This is a genomic window from Pseudomonas sp. CM25 (assembly GCF_013179705.1).
Classification (GTDB): Bacteria; Pseudomonadota; Gammaproteobacteria; order Pseudomonadales; family Pseudomonadaceae; genus Aquipseudomonas.
The window spans coordinates 1-18082 of sequence record NZ_JABMCW010000091.1 but is presented as its reverse complement, the minus strand read 5'-3'; the positions used below and the strand labels follow the sequence as shown (position 1 = coordinate 18082).

The window sequence follows — 18082 nt, the reverse complement described above, 5'->3', positions numbered from 1 at the left end:
TGTCCGATCTGGCCGTCGCCTTGGACTTGCCGGTGATCCTGGTAGTAGGGGTGCGGCTGGGTTGTATCAGCCATGCCTTGCTGAGCGCCGAGGCGATTGCGCGGGATGGCTTGCAGTTGGCGGGTTGGGTGGCGAACATCATCGAGCCCCGTACCTCGCGACTGGAAGAAAACCTGGCCAGCCTGGCCGAGCGTCTGCCAGCGCCTTGCCTGGGGCGGGTGCCCAAGCTGAAGCAGGCCAGCGCAGACATGGTGGCCGAGCACCTGCAGCTGGATCTGCTGGATTAGTGGCTTGCCGGCGATAGGGCCGGTGCAGGAATGCCCAAGGCCTATCAACTGGCACCAGGCCATTAGGGATTTAAACGGGCCTTTTTGCCTGTGGCCTGCTTTAATTGGGCCTGTTAGTCATCCAGCGTCAATGGAGTAATGACATGGAAATCACCGGTAGCTCCGCCTACTATGCCGGCCTGAGCGCGATCCAGTCCGGCCAGAACCGCATCGATCAGGCCGCCGGCCAGATCGCCAACACCAGCGCCGAACGTACCGCAACCAGCCAGTCCAGCGACTTCCAGGCCGAGCGCCTGCGCGCAGTTGACCGCAGCCAGCAGATGGACCTTGCCACCAGCACCGTGCAGATGGCGGTGGGCAAAACTGAAGTCGAGCTTGGCGCAAAGGTCGCCAAGGCATCCGACGAAATGCTCGGCCGGTTCATCGATACTTACGCCTGACGGAACCCCTCGAATCAAACACAGCCCCCTGTGGGAGCGGGCGTGCCCGCGAATGCGTCAGGTCAGGCACCTCAAGCGTCTGGCCGGGCCCTTTCGCGGGCACGCCCGCTCCCACCGGGGCAGCGGTTTTTCTGAGATTGGCGTAAAAGCCATTTTTCGTGGCGTAAATGGCACTATAGTCCATCCTTGACATAAGTCCGTGCTAAACGTAAGTTTCAAACAACTGTTTGATCGACGGCCGCTCTGAGCTCGTCACCCCACGGAACTGACACAGAGGTTCACCGCAATGCCTGATTACAAAGCCCCCTTGCGTGATATCCGCTTCGTTCGCGACGAGCTGCTTGGCTATGAGGCGCACTATCAGAGCCTCCCGGGCTGCCAGGACGCAACGCCGGACATGGTCGATGCGATCCTCGAAGAAGGCGCCAAGTTCTGTGAGCAGGTGCTGTCCCCGCTGAACCGTGTCGGTGATCTGGAAGGCTGCACCTGGAGCGAGTCCGGGGTTAAAACCCCGACTGGCTTCAAGCAAGCCTACGAGCAGTTTGTCGAAGGCGGCTGGCCGAGCCTGGCGCACGACGTCGAGCATGGCGGCCAAGGCTTGCCAGAGTCCCTGGGCCTGGCGCTGAGCGAAATGGTCGGCGGTTCGAACTGGTCGTGGGGTATGTACCCAGGCCTGTCGCACGGCGCGATGAACACCATTTCCGCGCACGGTACCGAAGAGCAACAGCACACCTACCTGACCAAGCTGGTATCCGGCGAGTGGACCGGCACCATGTGCCTGACCGAGCCACACTGCGGCACCGACCTGGGCATGCTGCGCACCAAGGCCGAGCCACAGGCTGACGGCAGCTACAAAGTCTCGGGCACCAAGATCTTCATTTCGGCCGGTGAGCACGACATGGCCGATAACATCGTCCATATCGTCCTGGCCCGCCTGCCGGACGCACCGGCCGGCACCAAGGGTATTTCGCTGTTCATCGTGCCGAAGTTCCTGCCCAACGCCGAAGGCGGCGTGGGCGAGCGCAACGGCGTGAGCTGCGGCTCGCTCGAGCACAAGATGGGTATCCACGGCAACGCCACCTGCGTGATGAACTTCGACAGCGCCACTGGCTACCTGATCGGCCCGGCCAACAAGGGCCTGAACTGTATGTTCACCTTCATGAACACTGCGCGTCTGGGCACCGCTCTGCAGGGCCTGGCGCACGCCGAAGTGGCCTTCCAGGGTGGCCTGAAATACGCCCGTGACCGCCTGCAGATGCGTTCTCTGACTGGCCCGAAAGCGCCGGACAAGGCCGCCGACCCGATCATCGTGCACCCGGACGTGCGCCGCATGCTGTTGACCATGAAAGCGTTCGCCGAAGGCAACCGTGCCATGGTGTACTTCACTGCCAAGCAGGTGGACATCGTCAAGTACAGCCAGGACGAAGAAGAGCGCAAGAAGGCTGACGCCCTGTTGGCCTTCCTCACTCCGATCGCCAAGGCGTTCATGACCGAAGTCGGCTTCGAGGCTGCCAACCACGGCGTACAGATTTACGGCGGCCATGGTTTCATCGCCGAGTGGGGCATGGAGCAGAACGTGCGCGACAGCCGCATTTCCATGCTGTACGAAGGCACCACTGGCATCCAGGCGCTGGACCTGCTCGGTCGTAAGGTGCTGATGACCCAGGGCGAGGCGCTGAAGGGCTTCACCAAGATCGTGCACAAGTTCTGCCAGGCACAGGAAGGCAATGCCACGCTCAAGGAGTTCGTCGAGCCACTGGCGGCGATCAACAAGGAGTGGGGCGAACTGACCATGAAAGTGGGCATGGCCGCGATGAAGGACCGCGAGGAAGTGGGTGCGGCCTCGGTCGACTACCTGATGTATTCCGGTTACGCCTGCCTGGCCTACTTCTGGGCCGATATCGCCCGCCTGGCGGCCGAGAAACTGGCAGCCGGCACCAGCGAAGAGGCCTTCTACACCGCCAAGCTGCAGACTGCGCGCTTCTACTTCCAGCGTATCCTGCCGCGTACCCGTACGCATGTGGTGACCATGCTGTCGGGTGCCAGCAACCTGATGGACATGGACGAAGAAAGCTTCGGCCTGTCGTACTGATCCACCCGCTGTAGCCAAAACCCGCCTGCCTTCATCGGCAGGCGGGTTTTGTGCGTTTTGGGGCCGCTGTACGGCCCATCGCCGGCAAGCCAGTTCCCACAGGAATCAAGGTGGCCTGAAAGGCAGTGCAGTACCTGTGGGAGCTGGCTTGCCGGCGATGAGGCCATCTGATCCAACCGCAAATTCAACTGTTCATGTGCACTGCCGATGAAGTAAGGGCACAATGCCATCATTGATCTGCCGGGTTGGAGATTACCCTTGTTTCGTTTTAATGCTGTTCGGGCAAGCCATTTTCTGCCTTCGCTGTTTTTGTTGCTGGCAGGGCTGGCCGCAGCCTACGTTAGAGACCTCAGTGTCTTTTTCACTTCGCTGTTCAATGTACTACCCACCTTGGTCCTGCTGCTGGGCGGCGCTTACTGTGCGGTTTACCGGCGCCAGCGGGAGCTGTTCCTGATGCTCACGGTGTACATCGCCTACTTCCTGCTCGACGCCCAGACCGACTTCTACCGGGATCACGGCCGCGTGCGCGAGGACGCGGCGGTAATCTTCCATCTGGTGTGCCTGCTGCTGCCGGCCCTGTTCGGGTTGTACGGGGCCTGGCAGGAGCGTACCCACCTGCTGCAGGACCTGGTTGCCCGCGGCGCCGTGCTGTTTGCCGTGGGCAGCGTGGCGGTAGCCCTGGAGCAAAGCTACCCGCAGGCGCTGCTGAGCTGGTTGGCGGAGATCCGCTGGCCGGCCTTGCATGGCCAGTGGATGAGCCTTATCCAGCTGGTCTACCCGATGTTCATTGTCGTGTTCATCCTGCTGGTGGTGCAGTACCTGCGTGCACCACGGCCACTGCACGCCGCGCAAGTGACGGGCTTGCTGGGCATTTTCTGGATGCTGCCGCAAACGTTCATCCTGCCGTTCACCCTGAACATCATGTGCAGCCAGGTGATGCTGATGATCGCTGCGGCGGTAGCGCATGAGGCCTACCAGATGGCCTTCCGCGACGAGTTGACCGGCCTGCCCGGGCGGCGCGCACTGAACGAGCGCATGCAGCGCCTGGGGCGCAATTATGTGATCGCGATGACCGATGTCGACCATTTCAAGAAATTCAACGACACCCATGGCCACGACGTCGGCGACCAGGTGTTGCGCCTGGTTGCCAGCCGCCTGGCCAAGGTTACCGGCGGTGGTCGCGCCTATCGCTATGGCGGCGAAGAGTTCGCCCTGGTGTTCGCCGGCAAGACCGCCGAGGAATGCGTGCCGCACGTGGAAGCCGCGCGCGAACTGATCGCCAACTACGTGATGCACCTGCGCGACCAGCATAGCCGCCCGCAGGATGATGCAGCCGGGCGTCAGCGGCGGGCCGGCAGCGCTGGGGGGACAGTTTCGGTCACCATCAGTATTGGCGTGGCCGAGCGCCAGATCGACCATCGCAACCCCGAGGCCGTGTTGAAATCCGCCGATCAGGCGCTGTACAGCGCCAAGGGCGCGGGGCGCAATTGTGTCATGGTGCATGGACAACAATCGCAGCGTGGAGCAGTACGTACGGCGTGACCGAAACGGACCCTGCGGTCTATTGATGACCCTATGTCTCGTAAAAGTTGTTCGGTTACACTGCCAGTAACCCCAGTGTCGCGGTTCTCCGAGACCGCGCCGACCCGATTAGCGAGAGGTTGTCATGGCTGACTATAAAGCGCCGCTGCGCGACATGCGCTTCGTACTGAATGAAGTCTTCAACGTGGCCGAGCAGTGGGCCCAGTTGCCCGGGCTGGCCGAGGTTGTCGATGCCGAAACAGCCATGGCTGTGCTGGAAGAAGCCGGCAAGGTCACCGCCAGGTCCATCGCGCCGCTCAGCCGCGCCGCCGATGAAGAGGGCTGCCACTGGGAAAACGGCGCGGTGCGCACACCGGCCGGTTTCATCGAGGCCTACAACACCTACGCCGAAGGCGGCTGGGTAGGCGTGGGTGGCGACCCGTTGTTTGGCGGCATGGGCATGCCCAAGGCCATCTCGGCGCAGGTCGAGGAAATGGTCAATGCTTCCAGCCTGGCATTCGGCCTGTACCCGATGCTGACCGCCGGTGCCTGCCTGTCCATCAATGCCCATGCCAGCGAGGCACTGAAGGAACAGTATCTGCCAAACATGTATGCCGGCGTGTGGGCCGGCTCCATGTGCCTGACCGAGCCGCATGCCGGCACCGATCTGGGCATCATCCGCACCAAGGCCGAGCCCCAGGCCGATGGCAGCTACAAGGTCAGCGGCACCAAGATATTCATTACCGGTGGCGAGCACGACCTCACCGAGAACATCATTCACCTGGTGCTGGCCAAGCTGCCGGATGCCCCGGCCGGGCCGAAAGGCATTTCGCTGTTCCTGGTGCCGAAATTGCTGGTCAACGCAGACGGTAGCCTGGGCGCACGCAACCCGGCCACCTGTGGTTCGATCGAGCACAAGATGGGCATCCAGGCCTCGGCCACGTGTGTGATGAACTTCGACGAAGCGGTCGGCTACATCGTCGGCGAGCCGAACAAGGGCCTGGCGGCCATGTTCACCATGATGAACTACGAGCGCCTGGGCGTTGGCATCCAGGGCCTGGCGTCTGCCGAGCGCTCCTACCAGAACGCCGTGGACTACGCTCGCGACCGCCTGCAAAGCCGTGCCCCGACAGGCCCGCAGGCCAAGGACAAGGCCGCGGACCCGATCATCGTGCACCCCGATGTGCGGCGCATGTTGTTGACCATGAAAGCGCTGATCGAGGGTGGCCGAGCGTTCTCCACCTACGTGGCGATGCAGCTGGACAGTGCCAAGTACAGCGAAGACGCCATCGTGCGCAAACGCAGCGAAGAACTGGTGGCGCTGCTGACGCCGGTGGCCAAGGCGTTCCTGACCGACCTGGGCCTGGAGTGCACGGTGCACGGCCAGCAAGTGTTCGGCGGGCATGGTTACATCCGGGAGTGGGGCCAGGAGCAGCTGGTGCGTGACGTGCGGATCACCCAGATCTACGAAGGCACCAACGGTATTCAGGCCCTGGACCTGATGGGCCGCAAGGTAGTGGCCAGTGGCGGGGCGTACTACAAGCTGTTCTCCGAAGAGATTCGCCAGTTCATTGCCAGTGCAGGGAGTGAGTTGCAGGAATTTGCCAAGCCACTCGGCGCTTCGCTCGACAAGCTCGACGGGTTGACCGAGTGGGTGCTGCAGCAGGCCAAGGGCAACCCGAATGAGATCGGCGCGGCTTCGGTCGAGTACCTGCATGCCTTTGGCTATGTCGCCTACGGCTATATGTGGGCGCTGATGGCTCGCGCGGCGCAGGCTGGCGAGGGGGATGAGGGCTTCTATTCGGGCAAACTGGGCACGGCGCGGTTCTACTTTGCGCGGTTGCTGCCAAGGGTGGATTCGCTGGTGGCTTCGGTGCAGGCAGGCAGCGAGTCACTGTTCCTGCTGGACGCCGAGCAGTTCTGACACTTCGGCGGATTTGCGAGTGAATCCCCCTGTGTAAGCTTTTTCCTACACGCCGTGGTGACTTTTCACCACTGTTCTCAGATTGGATCCACGGTTAATCTTTACCACATGGACGTTGCGCAGGAAGCGCAAAGGACAGATCAAGGATGACGACGAAGGACCACCTGCCAGGATGGCGGGGCGATACGGATGTCACAGGGAAACAGTCTGGAAAACCCCGCTTCGGCGGGGTTTTCTTTGTGCGGGTGTTTTTTCAGGCCAACACATCCAGCGGTGATGCCGCCAACAGGCGAGCATCCGTTTCTTCCTCCAGCAGCGTGCGCAGCAGTTCCACGGAGGCCTGCTGGCGCTGTGCATCGCGGAATACCAGGCCGACCTTCAGCGGCACCCGCGGCTCGCTCAAGGGCTTCCACAGCAGCCCCTGGTCATCCTCGGCGGCTTCCTTGGCCCGCCCCGGCAAGATGGTGGCCAGCGCCGTGTGGCCCAGGCTGTCGAGAATCCCCGCCATGTTGTTCATCTCCGCCTGCACCTGCGGCCGGCGGCCCAGGCTGGCCAGCTGGGCCTGCCAGATCTGGCGGATCTGAAACTCCTCGCCAAGCATCAACATCGGCAGCTCTGCGGCCTGGCGGATAGACACCTTCTTGAAATCCTTGAGTGGGTGGGTATCGGGGATGACCAGTTGCAGCTCGTCTTCGTACAACAACAGGCCATGCAAACCGGGCTGACGGGGCGGCAGGTAGCTGATACCGATGTCCAGGTTGCCGCTAAGCAAGCGCCGTTCGATCTCCAGCCCCGATAACTCATAGATCTGCACCACAAGGTGCGGCTGCGCCTTGCGCAGCCGTTCGAGCAGTTGTGGCACCAGGCTTGGCCGTACGGTCTGCAACACGCCGATCGCCAGGGTGCGCAGCGACTGGCCCTTGAAGTTGCGCATGGCCTCGTGGGCGCGCTGCATGCCGTCCAGCAGTGGCAGGGCATGGTTGTACAGTGTGTGTGCGGCCAGGGTCGGCAGCAGGCGTTTATTGCTGCGCTCGAACAGGCTCAGGTCGAGGCTGTGCTCCAGCTGACGGATCTGCTGGGAAAGGGCTGGCTGCGACAGCGACAGGCGCTCGGCGGCGCGGCCGACGTGGCCTTCTTCATACACCGCGACGAAATAACGCAGTTGGCGGAAATCCATAAGCGACACTTATCAATAATGCTGGGAAAACGAAATGGTCGAAACCCCTCGCTGGGCCTAGTCTATCGCCGTATTCCAACGGGTTACAGCGACATTCAGGTTGATTGTTACCCCGGATGAAAAACACTTTTGATAGGCAAGGCAAAATATCGAGTGTCGGCACCAAGACCGCACCGAGGCCGCCCCTTACCGTGATTGGTTGGAGCCCTGATGAACCTGTTCAACCTGCGCCGCCAGGCGCCTGCCGCCATCCCGGAGGCCAAGCGTGTGCCGGTGGTTGTGGCGCAAGCACCCGAGCTTTCGCGTGAGTGCCTGATGCCCAGCGCCGAACGGGCAGCGCAGGTATTCGTGCGCGGGCAGGGCTCCTGGTTGTGGGACAACCAAGGGCACGCCTTTCTGGACTTCACCCAAGGTGGCGCAGTCAACAGCCTGGGCCACAGCCCCAGCGTGCTGGCGAAAGCGCTGGCCGACCAGGCCCAGGCGCTGATCAATCCGGGCGCGGGCTTCCACAGCCGCGGCCTGCTCGGGCTGGTCAATCGCCTGTGCCAGAGCACCGGCAGCGATCAGGCGTACCTGTTGAACAGCGGTGCCGAGGCCTGTGAGGGCGCGATCAAGCTGGCGCGCAAGTGGGGCCAGCTGCACCGCAACGGCGCCTATCACATCATCACCGCCAGCCAGGCCTGCCATGGTCGCAGCCTGGGTGCACTGTCGGCTTCCGACCCACTGCCTTGCATCCGCTGTGAGCCCGGCCTGCCTGGTTTCAGCAAAGTGCCGTTCAACGACCTGGCAGCCCTGCACGCCGAGGTGGACTCGCGCACGGTGGCGATCATGCTTGAGCCGATACAGGGCGAGGCGGGGGTGATCCCTGCCACCCAGGAATACCTCAAGGGTGTGGAAACACTGTGCCGCGAACTGGGCATCCTGCTGATCCTCGATGAAGTGCAGACCGGTATCGGCCGCTGTGGCGCGATGTTGGCAGAGCAGACCTACGGCGTACGGGCCGACATCATCACCCTGGGCAAGGGCCTGGGTGGTGGCGTGCCGCTGGCCGCCCTGCTGGCCCGTGGTACAGCGTGCTGCGCCGAGCCAGGCGAACTGGAAGGCAGTCACCATGGCAATGCACTGATGTGTGCCGCTGGCCTGGCGGTGCTGGATACCGTGCTGGAGCCGGGCTTTTTCGAACAGGTGCAGGACAATGGTCGCCACCTGCGCGAAGGCCTCTGCCGCCTGACCGGGCGTTATGGCCAGGGCGAGGTGCGCGGGCAAGGCCTGTTGTGGGCGCTGCAGTTGAAAGAAAACCTGGCCCGCGAGCTGGTGGCCGCAGCTCTGCATGAAGGCCTGCTGCTCAATGCGCCGCAAGCGGATGTGGTGCGTTTTTCGCCTGCGCTGACCGTGAGCAAGGGCAACATCGACGAAATGCTGCTGCGCCTGGCCCGCGCCTTCGCCCGCCTGCATGCCCGGCAGCAGGCCCACCGCGAGATGCCGGCTTAGCGGTCTGGCAAAGAATTCTACGAACCGTCTGGCGTTCCTGCGCATCGCCCCTGGCCTGTTTCATTCGGCCCGGGGCGTTTTTTTTTGCCTGTGGAACCTCTACGGCGGGCGGCTAGTCTTTGATGTAACCCTTCAGGAGAGACTCGCATGGACTTTATTCGCATCATCATCGCCATTCTTCTGCCACCGCTGGGTGTGTTTCTGCAGGTGGGGTTTGCCGGAGCATTCTGGCTGAATATTTTGTTGACCTTGCTGGGTTACATTCCGGGCATCGTGCACGCCGTGTATATCATCGCCAAGCGCTAGCCACTCAGGGCCTCATGGCCGGCAAGCCGGGCTCCCAGAGGATTGCGCCGCACTCAAGGCCAGTGCAGTAGCTGAGGGAGCTGGCTTGCCGGCGATTGGGGCTGCAACGCAGCCCCGGGGTCAGCCCTCCAATACCTTGCAATAGAACTTCCACTCTTCTTCCAGCGCATGGGCCAGGTTCTCCGCCTTGCGGAACCCATGGCGCTCTCCCGCGTAGAAGTGCGCCTCAGCTTCGATCCCGTTAGCCTGCAACGCGGCCAGCATCGACCGTGTCTGCTCGGGCACCACCACCGCATCCAGCTCACCCTGGAAGAAAATCACCGGCACCTTGATCTGCCCCGCGTGCAGCAGCGGTGTGCGCTGGCGATAGCGTTCGGCATCCTGTTGCGGGTCGCCGATCAGCCAGTCCAGGTAATCCCCTTCGAACTTGTGCGTGGCAACGCCCAGGGCAATCGGGTCGCTGACCCCGTACAGGCTGGCGCCGGCGCGGAACACGTCGTGGAATGCCAGGGCGCACAAGGTGGTGTAGCCACCGGCGCTGCCGCCGCGGATAAACGCCTTGCGCCCGTCGATCAAGCCCTGGGCAGCCAGGTATTCGACTGCCGCGCAGGCATCGGCCACATCGCTTTCGCCCCAGCGCAGGTGCAGCGCCTGGCGGTATTCCCGGCCATAGCCGGTGCTGCCTCGGTAGTTGAGGTCGGCTACGGCGAAACCGCGCTGGGTCCAGTACTGGATGCGCGGATCGAGCACCGGGTAACAGGCCGAGGTAGGGCCGCCGTGGATGAATACCACCAGCGGCGTGGCACGTTCACCGCCGGCCGCCGGGTAGAAGAAACCGTGGGCCTGGTTGCCTGCCTTGCCATAGTGGATCGACTGCGCAAGGCTGATCTGCTCCGCCGGGAGTATCTCGGCACCACCGGCGAGCACGCGCACCTCGTGGTTGCTACGGTCGACGGCTATGACTGCTGGCGGACTGATTGGCGAGGCGGCAATGGCATAGATGTGTTGGCAATCCATGGCCAGGTGGCGAAAGCGCGTATACGCACTGGCGAACCGTTCCGTGGGGGCGTCGGGCGTGCGCAGTCCCAGTTGCCCGAAACCGTCTTCGAACCAGCTGGCCAGGTAGCGTTGCGGCCCTAGCGCCAACCAGGTGCAGGTACCCAGTTGCCAAGGTGCAGCGGCATGGTCGGCAGGCTCTGCTGGCAGCGGCTGCCAGTGCCCATCGACCTCGCCCCAGGGCTGCCAGAAGCCATTGCGGTCGGACAGGCAGTAGAGCCGGCCCTCGGCATCGAACCGTGGTTGCTGCAACGACTCTTCAGCGGCGGCCACACACCGCGCCTGCCCCCAGTGGCCGTGGGCGTCGCGCGTGCGACACATCAGCCGGGTGACGGTCCAGGGCTGTGCCGGGCGGTCCCATTCGATCCACGCCAGGCGCTGGCCATCTGCACTCACGGTGGGTGCGGCGTAGAAGTCGGCGCCCTCGGCCAGCACCTCGCGGCAGCCTTCACCCAACGCCACCAGGCGATGCTCCACCTGCTCGGCATGCTGCTCCTCGATGGCCAGAATCGTGCCGTTGTGCCACTGCACGTCGCCGTAGCGGCAGCTGGCATCACAGGTCACGGCGCGCGGCGGTGAGTCGTACAGATGCTGGGTGTAGACCTGCTGATCCTTTTCGTTGACGAACACCAGCCCGTCGTCGCTCAGGCAAAAGCTGCCGCCGCCATACTCGTAAACCCGGCTTCGCACACTGAAGCCGTCGGGCGTCAGGCAGCGGGCCTGCTGGTACTGCCAGTGCCAGATGCGGCAAGCGCCATCGGCCGGGCGGAATTCGTTCCAGAACAGGCCTTGGTCGCTGACCTTCAGTTCAGTGAAGTCGGTGCCGGCGGCAACCGCTTGTGCCGCGCTGAATTCAGCCGCGGGCGATGACACGTGAGTTTCGTTCATTGCGGAAGGTCATCTCTTCGATGGCGAGCTGGGCGGTTTCTGCCTCCTCGCGGGCCTTGAGGATGATGCCGTGGTCGGCCGATTTGGCGCACACCGGGTCGGCGTTGCTGGCATCGCCGGTCAGCATGAAGGCCTGGCAGCGGCAGCCGCCGAAGTCCTTTTCTTTCTCGTCGCAGGAGCGGCACGGTTCGCGCATCCACTCGTAGCCACGGAAGCGGTTGAAGCCGAACGAGTGGTACCAGATGTGTTTCAGGTCGTGATCCCGCACGTTGGGGAACTGCACCGGCAGCTGGCGAGCGCCGTGGCAGGGCAGGGCGGTGCCGTCGGGGGTGATGGTGAGGAACAGGTTGCCCCAGCCGTTCATGCAGGCCTTGGGGCGCTCTTCATAGTAGTCCGGGGTGACGAAGATCAGCTTGCACGGGTTGCCCTCGGCCTTGAGCTTGTCCCGGTATTGGTTGGTGACGCGCTCGGCCCGCTCCAGCTGGGCGCGGGTCGGCAACAGGCCCAGGCGGTTGAGGTGCGCCCAGCCGTAGAACTGGCACGTGGCGAGCTCGACGAAGTCGGCCTCCAGGGCGATGCACAGCTCGATGATACGGTCGGTCTTGTCGATATTGTGCCGGTGGGTGACGAAGTTGAGCACCATCGGGTAGCCGTGGGCCTTCACTGCGCGAGCCATTTCCAACTTTTGCGCAAAGGCCTTCTTCGAGCCGGCCAGCAGGTTGTTGACCTGCTCGTCGCTGGCCTGGAAACTGATCTGGATGTGGTCCAGGCCGGCTTTTTTGAAGTCGGCGATGCGCGCTTCGGTCAGGCCGATGCCGGAGGTGATCAGGTTGGTGTAGTAGCCCAGTCGGCGGGCCTCGCCGATCAGTTCGGCGAGGTCCTGGCGTACCAACGGTTCGCCCCCGGAAAAGCCGATTTGTGCCGCGCCCATTTCCCGCGCTTCGGCCATTACCTTGAACCATTGTTCGGTGTTCAGCTCTTGACCCTGGGCCGCGAAGTCCAGCGGGTTGGAGCAGTACGGGCACTGCAACGGACAGCGGTAGGTGAGCTCGGCCAGCAGCCACAGCGGCAGGCCGACCTCGGGCGTGGGCGGCACGTCAGGCGAGGACGATCCAGTGTTCGGCACGGGCCACCTCCATGAATTGCTCGATGTCATCGGCCACTTCCGGGACACCGGGGAATTGCTGTTCGAGTTCGCTGATGATAGCGGCCACGTCACGCTGGCCGTCTATCAGGCCACCGATCAGGCTGGCGCTGTCGTTGAGTTTGATCATGCCCTCGGGGTACAGCAGCACATGGCCTTTTTGCGCCGGCTCGTACTGGAAGCGGTAGCCGGGGCGCCAGCTGGGCACCTGGTTGCGGTCGAGACTCATAGGGTGATCCCCTTGTGCCACACCCGTTGCTGGGTGACAGAGTGATAGGGCGGGCGGTTCAGCTCGTAGGCCATGCTCATGGCGTCGAGCATGCTCCAGAGGATATCCAGCTTGAACTGCAGTATTTCCAGCATACGCTCCTGGCCGGCGCGGGTGGTGTAGTGCTGCAGGGTGATCGCCAGGCCGTGCTCCACGTCACGCCGAGCCTGGCCCAGGCGGGTGCGGAAGTACTCATAGCCGGCCGGGTCGATCCACGGGTAGTGCTGCGGCCAGCTGTCCAGGCGCGACTGGTGGATTTGCGGGGCGAACAGCTCGGTCAGCGAGCTGCTCGCCGCTTCCTGCCAGCTGGCCCGGCGGGCGAAGTTGACGTAGGCGTCCACGGCAAAACGCACGCCCGGCAGCACCAGTTCCTGAGAACGCAGCTGGTCCGGGTCGAGGCCCACGGCCTGGCCCAGGCGCAGCCAGGCTTCGATGCCGCCGTCCTCGCCGGGAGCGCCATCGTGGTCGAGCAGGCGCTGGATCCACTCACGGCGTACTTCACGGTCCGGGCAGTTGGCCAGGATCGCGGCATCCTTCATGGGGATGTTGACCTGGTAGTAGAAACGGTTGGCCACCCAGCCCTGGATCTGCTCACGGGTGGCGCGGCCCTGGTACATCGCCACGTGGTAGGGGTGATGGATGTGGTAATAGGCGCCCTTGGCGCGCAGGGCCTGCTCGAATTCGGCAGGGGACATTGGCAGTGCGTCGCTCATTCCGCTGGCTCCTGTAGAAGGATTGTCTGGCCGGACATACACGGCCCCTGTGGGAGCGGGCGTGCCCGCTCCCACAGGGTCTTGTGTTGCCTTGCAGAGTGTTTACAACTCGATGCTCATGCCATCGAAGGCGACTTCCACGCCCCGGCGCAGTACCTCGGCGCGCTCGGGCGAATCTTCGTCGAGAATCGGGTTGGTGTTGTTGATGTGGATAAGTACCTTGCGCTGGCGCGGGAAGCTGTCGAGCACTTCCAGCATGCCGCCGGGCCCGTTCTGTGCCAGGTGGCCCATCTCGCGGCCGGTGCGGGTGCCCACGCCGCGGCGCTGCATTTCATCGTCTTCCCACAGGGTGCCATCGACCAGCAGGCAGTCGGCGCCATGCATCATCGCCAGCAGCTTCTCATCGACCTGCCCCAGGCCCGGGGCGTAGAACAGCTTGCCGCCGGTGCGGGTGTCCTCCACCAGCAGGCCTAGATTGTCGCCCGGGTGCGGGTCGAAACGGTGCGGCGAGTAGGGCGGCGCGGCGCTGCGCAGGGGGAACGGGGTGAAGCGCAGGTTGGGGCAGGCGTCGATCACGAAGCTGCCTTGCAGCTCGATGCGGTTCCACTGCAGGCCACCGTTCCAGTGGCTGAGCATGTTGAACAGCGGGAAGCCGGTGGAGAGGTCCTGGTGGACCATTTCGGTGCACCACACCTGGTGCGGGCAGCCTTCGCGCAGGCTGAGCAGGCCGGTGGTGTGGTCGATCTGGCTGTCCAGCAGGACGATGGCGTTGATGCCGGTGTCGCGCAGGGCACGGGCCGGCTGCATGGGCGCGAATGCCTGCAGCTGGGCGCGGATGTCGGGGGAGGCATTGCACAGCACCCAGTGCACGCCGTCGTCGGACAGGGCAATGGACGACTGGGTGCGTGCCGTGGCCCGCAGGGTGCCATCGCGCAAGCCTTTGCAGTTGACGCAGTTGCAGTTCCACTGTGGGAACCCGCCACCGGCGGCGGAGCCGAGAACCTGGATGAACATGGCCACTCTCTATGCAGAAAACCGGCTATGCAGAAAACCGGATCGGAAAAACGAAAACGCCCCGGCGGGCCGAGGCGTGGAACCGTAAGCCGGGCTTAGCGGTTAGCGAAGTACATGGTGACTTCGAAGCCGATACGCAGATCAGTGTAAGCAGGTTTGGTCCACATGGGATTACTCCTTCCGGATGGGTTTTGGGTGGCTGAGCTACTACTTGGGTACCGCCATGTGCAGGAGGTTCCCCAAACTGGGATTGCGCTATCTTACAAGAAAATTTTGTACCGAAAGGTTAATTATTCGAAAAGTGCCCTTGCAGTTCGCGTAACAATCGCCGGACTGGCTCAGCGCCAGAAAGAGTCTGGCGCGGCAGCGTTGGCCAGGCATAGCCAGGTGGACCCTGGGTCGAGCAGGTTGCTCAGCAGCTGGTCCAGATCCGTCTGCCGCGTTTTCAGAATAGTCCTATTTAGCGCCTGTAGCTGGCCAGGTTGTGTAGCCAGGTGTGTCTGCCACGCCCATTCGGCGACTTCGGCATTGGCCATGGCGGCTTCGTCGAATTGCCCGGCCAATGCTTGGCGGGCAGCCGGATCCAGGCTGACGCCGTGACCCAGCAGGGTGAGTATGTGGTCGAGGATGCGGGCAGGGCTGGTGTGCGGCGACTGCACGCCGAACAACAAGCCGCCCACGCCCTCGACCTGACGAAAGGCGCTGAATACCGCGTAGCCGAGTTGCAGCTCGACCCGTAGCCGTTGGTAGACCGGACCTTGCAGCAATTGGGCGAGCAGCCGGCCTGTGGCTTCGTTGTCCGCAGGGACAGGGCAGAACAGCAGCAATGCATGCTCACTGCCAGCCACCACGGCATGCTGCCAGCGTCGCTTTGCCCATCTGGGCGCTGGGGCGACCGACGAACCTTGCCCCGGGCAGTGCTGCAGTGCGGCAGCCAAAGCGGCTAGCGCGGCATCTTCGAAGCCTGCGGCCAGCCCCTGCCAATGGGTGTGCTGCCACAGGCTGTCGAGTTGCGCTTGTTCCAGCGTGCGGGCAGTTACAGGGGCGGGCTGCCCGCCTGATACTGCCTGCGGCAATTGTTCGAGCAAGGCCCGGATGGGCACCAGCGCCGGACGCGCTGCTGCGCAGGGCTGCCAACAACTGGCTGGGGGCTTGCGCATCAGGGCCAAGGCCTGTTCCACGGCCCGAAGCACAGCTGCCGGCAGCCCGGCGCAGCGTAATTGCCAGTACTCGCCAGCGCTGCTGAACTGCAACTGCACCGATGCACGCCCGCAGCGCTCCTGCAGTGGCACGAGGGCTTGTTCGAGCACGCCCTGCAAGTGCTGGCGCAGCGTCGAAGTTACATGCCAGCGCAAGTACAGCGCAGCGTACTGGCGGGTGCCAGGGAGTAGCTCGCTTACTTTCAGCGCCACCGGCAGTGGCTGCGGCGGGGCCGTGGGCAAATCTGCCATCAGCAAAGCGTCGACAGGGGGCAGGTGCCATTGACCACCCTCGGTGCAGGGCAGGCCTTCCAGCAGGGCACGGAAGCCTTGCATCGCTTGCGCATCCAGCCCGGCGAACGGCTGTTTGCTGCTGTCCCGGCGGGCCAGCTCAAGCGCGCTGACACTGCGTTCGCGGCTGTGCTGCAGCAAGCCGAATTCGCGGTTCAACAGGGCAGGCTCGGCCCGGCGAATGAAACCGAACCAACTGTGCAGCAGGGCAGTGGCTTCGTCGGTGCACGCGTCTGCGCCGAGCTTCAGCTCAATGTGCCACAGCAGCTGCCCGCCGAAGGCGTATAGCGGCTCGGCCTTGAAACTGTGGAGCCAGCCACGTTGGCGCAGTGCACCCAACCAGGTACCTGGGCGACTGTCGCCGAGCAAGGCGATCAGCAGCTCCAGTGCCTGCTCGGCACCTGCCGGGAGGTTGTCGTGCGTGAAAACATGCGGCATGGGCGTCGGCGCCAGTGGCGGCGGCGGGACTTGCGGTACGTGCTCACCCGTTGCGAACAACGCGGCATGTTGCCGACCCAGCTGTTCCAGCTCATCCAGCGGCTGCGGGCCGCACAGGCTCAAGACGATCTGGCCGCCCTGGTAGAAGCGCTGGTGAAAGCCTGCAAGCGCCTGCTGAAAAGCCGGGTCGTGCAGGGCCAGGGTGTGTCGGTTACCGGCATGAAAAGCGCCCAGCGGATGCGCGCGCGACACGGATTGCAGCAAGGCAAACTGCTGCTGGGCCTGCGGGTTGCGCGACCAGGCAATGAACTCGGCGTGGATCACCTCCCGTTCACGGCGTTGGCGCTGGATGCCCAGGTCTGGCTGGGCAAGCATCTGGCACAGGCGTTCGAGGCCTCCGGCAAAGGCAGCGGAAGGCACCTCGAAGAAAAAGTCGGTGTTGCGCTCACGAGTGCTGGCGTTGACCTGGCCGCCGAGGGCCTGCACATAGCGCATCAGGCCGTCATGCAGCGGGAAGCGCGCAGTGCCGAGGAAGAACAGGTGTTCGAGAAAGTGGGCCAGGCCGGGCCACTTGGCCGGGGCGTCATGGCTGCCCGCGTGCACCCGCAGGGCCGCCGCCGAGCGCTTCAGGCGCGGGGCGTGGCGCAGGGTCAGCTGCAGGCCGTTGGCGAGCGTGAGGTGGCGGGTGGCATCAGGCATGGGGGCTCCGGTGGATGTTGTCCATGCTAACCCATTTGTTGGCAGGCCCGGCCGCATAGGGATCGCATCAGGGCTCAAAGGTGCTTGCCTGATGCAATCTGCCAAAAGACCCGAGAAGCTCCCGCTGGTAGCCATCACCCCTTGCGCAGGTGCAGCTCCTGGCGCAAGTCGGTGAGGTAGGGAAAAGCCTCGCGCCCTTGACTCACCCGCTCATGCTCCAGCTCCGCCAGCAACTGGCACTCATCGCGCCCAGCCATGGCCAGCACGCTGCCATCCGGGCCGATGATGCTGCTCTGCCCGCAATAGTGGATCTCGTCTTCCGCGCCGCAGTAGTTGGCATACACCAGGTAGCACTGGTTCTCCTGCGCCCGTGCCCTAACGGTCACCTGGCAGACAAAGTCATAGGGCTCCATGTTCGCCGTCGGCACCAGGATCAGCTCGGCACCTTCCAGCGCCAGGCGCCGGGCATTCTCCGGGAACTCGATGTCGTAGCAGATCAGCAGGCCAACCTTCCAGCCGTCAAGCTCGACCACCGGGAAGTGGTCGCTGCCGGCGCTGAACATCGAGCGGTCCAGTTCGCCGAACAGGTGTGTCTTGCGGTAGTTGCTCAGGCTGCGGCCGTGCGCATCGATCAGCTGCACACTGTTGTAGATTGCCCCATCATCGCCGCGCTCCGGGTAGCCGTAGACGATGGCGATGCGGTGCGCCTGTGCGATCTCCACTACAGCCATGGCTGCCAGGCCGTCGCTGGTTTCGGCCAGGCGCTCGACCTGGCCCAGGCCGATGTTGTAGCCGCTGATGAACATTTCCGGGCACACCAGCAACTGCGCACCGCGCTCGGCCGCCAGCTGCGCCTGGTGGCGCAGCCGCTGCAAGTTACCGGTCACGTCCAGCGGCTGGGGGGTGCCCTGGAACAGAGCAATGCGCATGGCGCCTCCTTCAATCAGTCAGCCAGGGCGATCGGGCCGATCTCGTCGAACACATCGCCTGGGCCGGGGTTGTCCGGGTGGGTGCTGCCACCGAAGTGGTTGATGATACCCCACACTGCATTCAGCGACGTCTGCACCGCGCCTTCTACCCAGGCCGGGGTCCATGACACGTCGTCACCGGCGATGAAGATACCGCGCTGCTCGG

The 18082-nt window shown here is 63.7% G+C and carries 16 protein-coding genes and 1 pseudogene; 7 read left to right on the top strand and 10 right to left on the bottom strand.

Going from position 1 to position 18082, the window contains the following annotated elements:
- The 5 genes from bioD to HP546_RS12390 all read left to right on the top strand — a co-directional run.
- Positions 1–287 (top strand): ATP-dependent dethiobiotin synthetase BioD (bioD, locus tag HP546_RS12410; RefSeq protein WP_172225166.1); only part of this gene is annotated, 287 nt, incomplete at its 5' end.
- A gap of 143 nt (positions 288–430) precedes the next feature.
- Positions 431–727, top strand: coding sequence for a pyrroloquinoline quinone biosynthesis protein PqqE (locus HP546_RS12405; protein WP_172225163.1), 297 nt, complete (start codon positions 431–433; stop codon positions 725–727).
- A gap of 286 nt (positions 728–1013) precedes the next feature.
- Positions 1014–2819: a phenylacyl-CoA dehydrogenase gene (locus tag HP546_RS12400; protein WP_172225160.1), complete on the top strand. Its 1806-nt coding sequence runs from the start codon at positions 1014–1016 to the stop codon at positions 2817–2819.
- 258 nt (positions 2820–3077) lie between these two features.
- Positions 3078–4361: a diguanylate cyclase gene (locus HP546_RS12395; protein WP_172225157.1), complete on the top strand. Its 1284-nt coding sequence runs from the start codon at positions 3078–3080 to the stop codon at positions 4359–4361.
- A 124-nt stretch (positions 4362–4485) separates the two neighbouring features.
- A complete protein-coding gene (locus HP546_RS12390) occupies positions 4486–6264 on the top strand; it encodes an acyl-CoA dehydrogenase C-terminal domain-containing protein (RefSeq protein WP_172225154.1) in 1779 nt (592 codons plus the stop codon).
- A 253-nt stretch (positions 6265–6517) separates the two neighbouring features.
- Here HP546_RS12390 and HP546_RS12385 read toward each other — a convergent pair whose 3' ends face one another.
- Entirely contained in the window at positions 6518–7441 is a 924-nt protein-coding gene (locus tag HP546_RS12385) for a LysR family transcriptional regulator (protein ID WP_172225151.1), read from the bottom strand.
- A 210-nt stretch (positions 7442–7651) separates the two neighbouring features.
- Between HP546_RS12385 and HP546_RS12380 the strand changes: the two genes are divergently transcribed.
- Both HP546_RS12380 and HP546_RS12375 read left to right on the top strand, forming a co-directional pair.
- The gene (locus HP546_RS12380; RefSeq protein ID WP_172225148.1) at positions 7652–8932 is read left to right on the top strand and encodes an aspartate aminotransferase family protein; all 1281 of its coding nucleotides are present in this window, start codon (positions 7652–7654) and stop codon (positions 8930–8932) included.
- A 147-nt stretch (positions 8933–9079) separates the two neighbouring features.
- Complete coding sequence (locus HP546_RS12375) at positions 9080–9238, top strand: YqaE/Pmp3 family membrane protein (protein ID WP_033727371.1); 159 nt, start codon at positions 9080–9082, stop codon at positions 9236–9238.
- Positions 9239–9358: 120 nt separating this feature from the next.
- Here HP546_RS12375 and HP546_RS12370 read toward each other — a convergent pair whose 3' ends face one another.
- The 9 genes and pseudogenes from HP546_RS12370 to HP546_RS12330 all read right to left on the bottom strand — a co-directional run.
- Complete coding sequence (locus tag HP546_RS12370; protein WP_172225145.1) at positions 9359–11182, bottom strand: S9 family peptidase; 1824 nt, start codon at positions 11180–11182, stop codon at positions 9359–9361.
- Positions 11148–12308 carry a pyrroloquinoline quinone biosynthesis protein PqqE gene (gene pqqE / locus HP546_RS12365; RefSeq protein WP_172225142.1) on the bottom strand — a complete coding sequence of 387 codons (1161 nt, stop codon included), beginning with the start codon at positions 12306–12308 and terminating at the stop codon, positions 11148–11150. The genes HP546_RS12370 and pqqE overlap by 35 nt, the downstream gene beginning before the upstream one ends.
- On the bottom strand, positions 12280–12555 hold the full coding sequence (gene pqqD, locus HP546_RS12360) for a pyrroloquinoline quinone biosynthesis peptide chaperone PqqD (RefSeq protein WP_172225139.1): 276 nt from the start codon (positions 12553–12555) through the stop codon (positions 12280–12282). Before pqqD ends, pqqE begins: the two co-directional genes overlap by 29 nt.
- The gene (gene pqqC / locus HP546_RS12355; RefSeq protein ID WP_172225136.1) at positions 12552–13307 is read right to left on the bottom strand and encodes a pyrroloquinoline-quinone synthase PqqC; all 756 of its coding nucleotides are present in this window, start codon (positions 13305–13307) and stop codon (positions 12552–12554) included. Before pqqC ends, pqqD begins: the two co-directional genes overlap by 4 nt.
- A gap of 102 nt (positions 13308–13409) precedes the next feature.
- A complete protein-coding gene (gene pqqB, locus HP546_RS12350; RefSeq protein ID WP_172225133.1) occupies positions 13410–14321 on the bottom strand; it encodes a pyrroloquinoline quinone biosynthesis protein PqqB in 912 nt (303 codons plus the stop codon).
- Positions 14322–14416: 95 nt separating this feature from the next.
- Positions 14417–14488 carry a pyrroloquinoline quinone precursor peptide PqqA gene (gene pqqA, locus HP546_RS12345; RefSeq protein WP_003243383.1) on the bottom strand — a complete coding sequence of 24 codons (72 nt, stop codon included), beginning with the start codon at positions 14486–14488 and terminating at the stop codon, positions 14417–14419.
- Between the two features lie 171 nt (positions 14489–14659).
- Positions 14660–16948 carry a pyrroloquinoline quinone biosynthesis protein PqqF gene (gene pqqF / locus HP546_RS12340; RefSeq protein WP_172225130.1) on the bottom strand — a complete coding sequence of 763 codons (2289 nt, stop codon included), beginning with the start codon at positions 16946–16948 and terminating at the stop codon, positions 14660–14662.
- Between the two features lie 134 nt (positions 16949–17082).
- Positions 17083–17877, bottom strand: coding sequence for a carbon-nitrogen hydrolase family protein (locus HP546_RS12335; protein ID WP_172225127.1), 795 nt, complete (start codon positions 17875–17877; stop codon positions 17083–17085).
- 14 nt (positions 17878–17891) lie between these two features.
- Positions 17892–18082, bottom strand: a pseudogene (locus HP546_RS12330) (amine oxidase); the annotation flags it as partial.

Excerpts from the sequence above, each read along its gene's own strand:
- HP546_RS12390 (WP_172225154.1), top strand. The coding sequence starts at position 4,486 with ATGGCTGACTATAAAGCGCCGCTGCGCGACATGCGCTTCGTACTGAAT.
- HP546_RS12405 (WP_172225163.1), top strand. The coding sequence starts at position 431 with ATGGAAATCACCGGTAGCTCCGCCTACTATGCCGGCCTGAGCGCGATC.
- pqqC (WP_172225136.1), bottom strand. The coding sequence starts at position 13,307 with ATGAGCGACGCACTGCCAATGTCCCCTGCCGAATTCGAGCAGGCCCTG.
- HP546_RS12370 (WP_172225145.1), bottom strand. The coding sequence starts at position 11,182 with ATGAACGAAACTCACGTGTCATCGCCCGCGGCTGAATTCAGCGCGGCA.
- HP546_RS12335 (WP_172225127.1), bottom strand. The coding sequence starts at position 17,877 with ATGCGCATTGCTCTGTTCCAGGGCACCCCCCAGCCGCTGGACGTGACC.
- HP546_RS12385 (WP_172225151.1), bottom strand. The coding sequence starts at position 7,441 with ATGGATTTCCGCCAACTGCGTTATTTCGTCGCGGTGTATGAAGAAGGC.
- pqqB (WP_172225133.1), bottom strand. The coding sequence starts at position 14,321 with ATGTTCATCCAGGTTCTCGGCTCCGCCGCCGGTGGCGGGTTCCCACAG.
- HP546_RS12400 (WP_172225160.1), top strand. The coding sequence starts at position 1,014 with ATGCCTGATTACAAAGCCCCCTTGCGTGATATCCGCTTCGTTCGCGAC.
- pqqF (WP_172225130.1), bottom strand. The coding sequence starts at position 16,948 with ATGCCTGATGCCACCCGCCACCTCACGCTCGCCAACGGCCTGCAGCTG.
- pqqD (WP_172225139.1), bottom strand. The coding sequence starts at position 12,555 with ATGAGTCTCGACCGCAACCAGGTGCCCAGCTGGCGCCCCGGCTACCGC.
- HP546_RS12380 (WP_172225148.1), top strand. The coding sequence starts at position 7,652 with ATGAACCTGTTCAACCTGCGCCGCCAGGCGCCTGCCGCCATCCCGGAG.
- HP546_RS12375 (WP_033727371.1), top strand. The coding sequence starts at position 9,080 with ATGGACTTTATTCGCATCATCATCGCCATTCTTCTGCCACCGCTGGGT.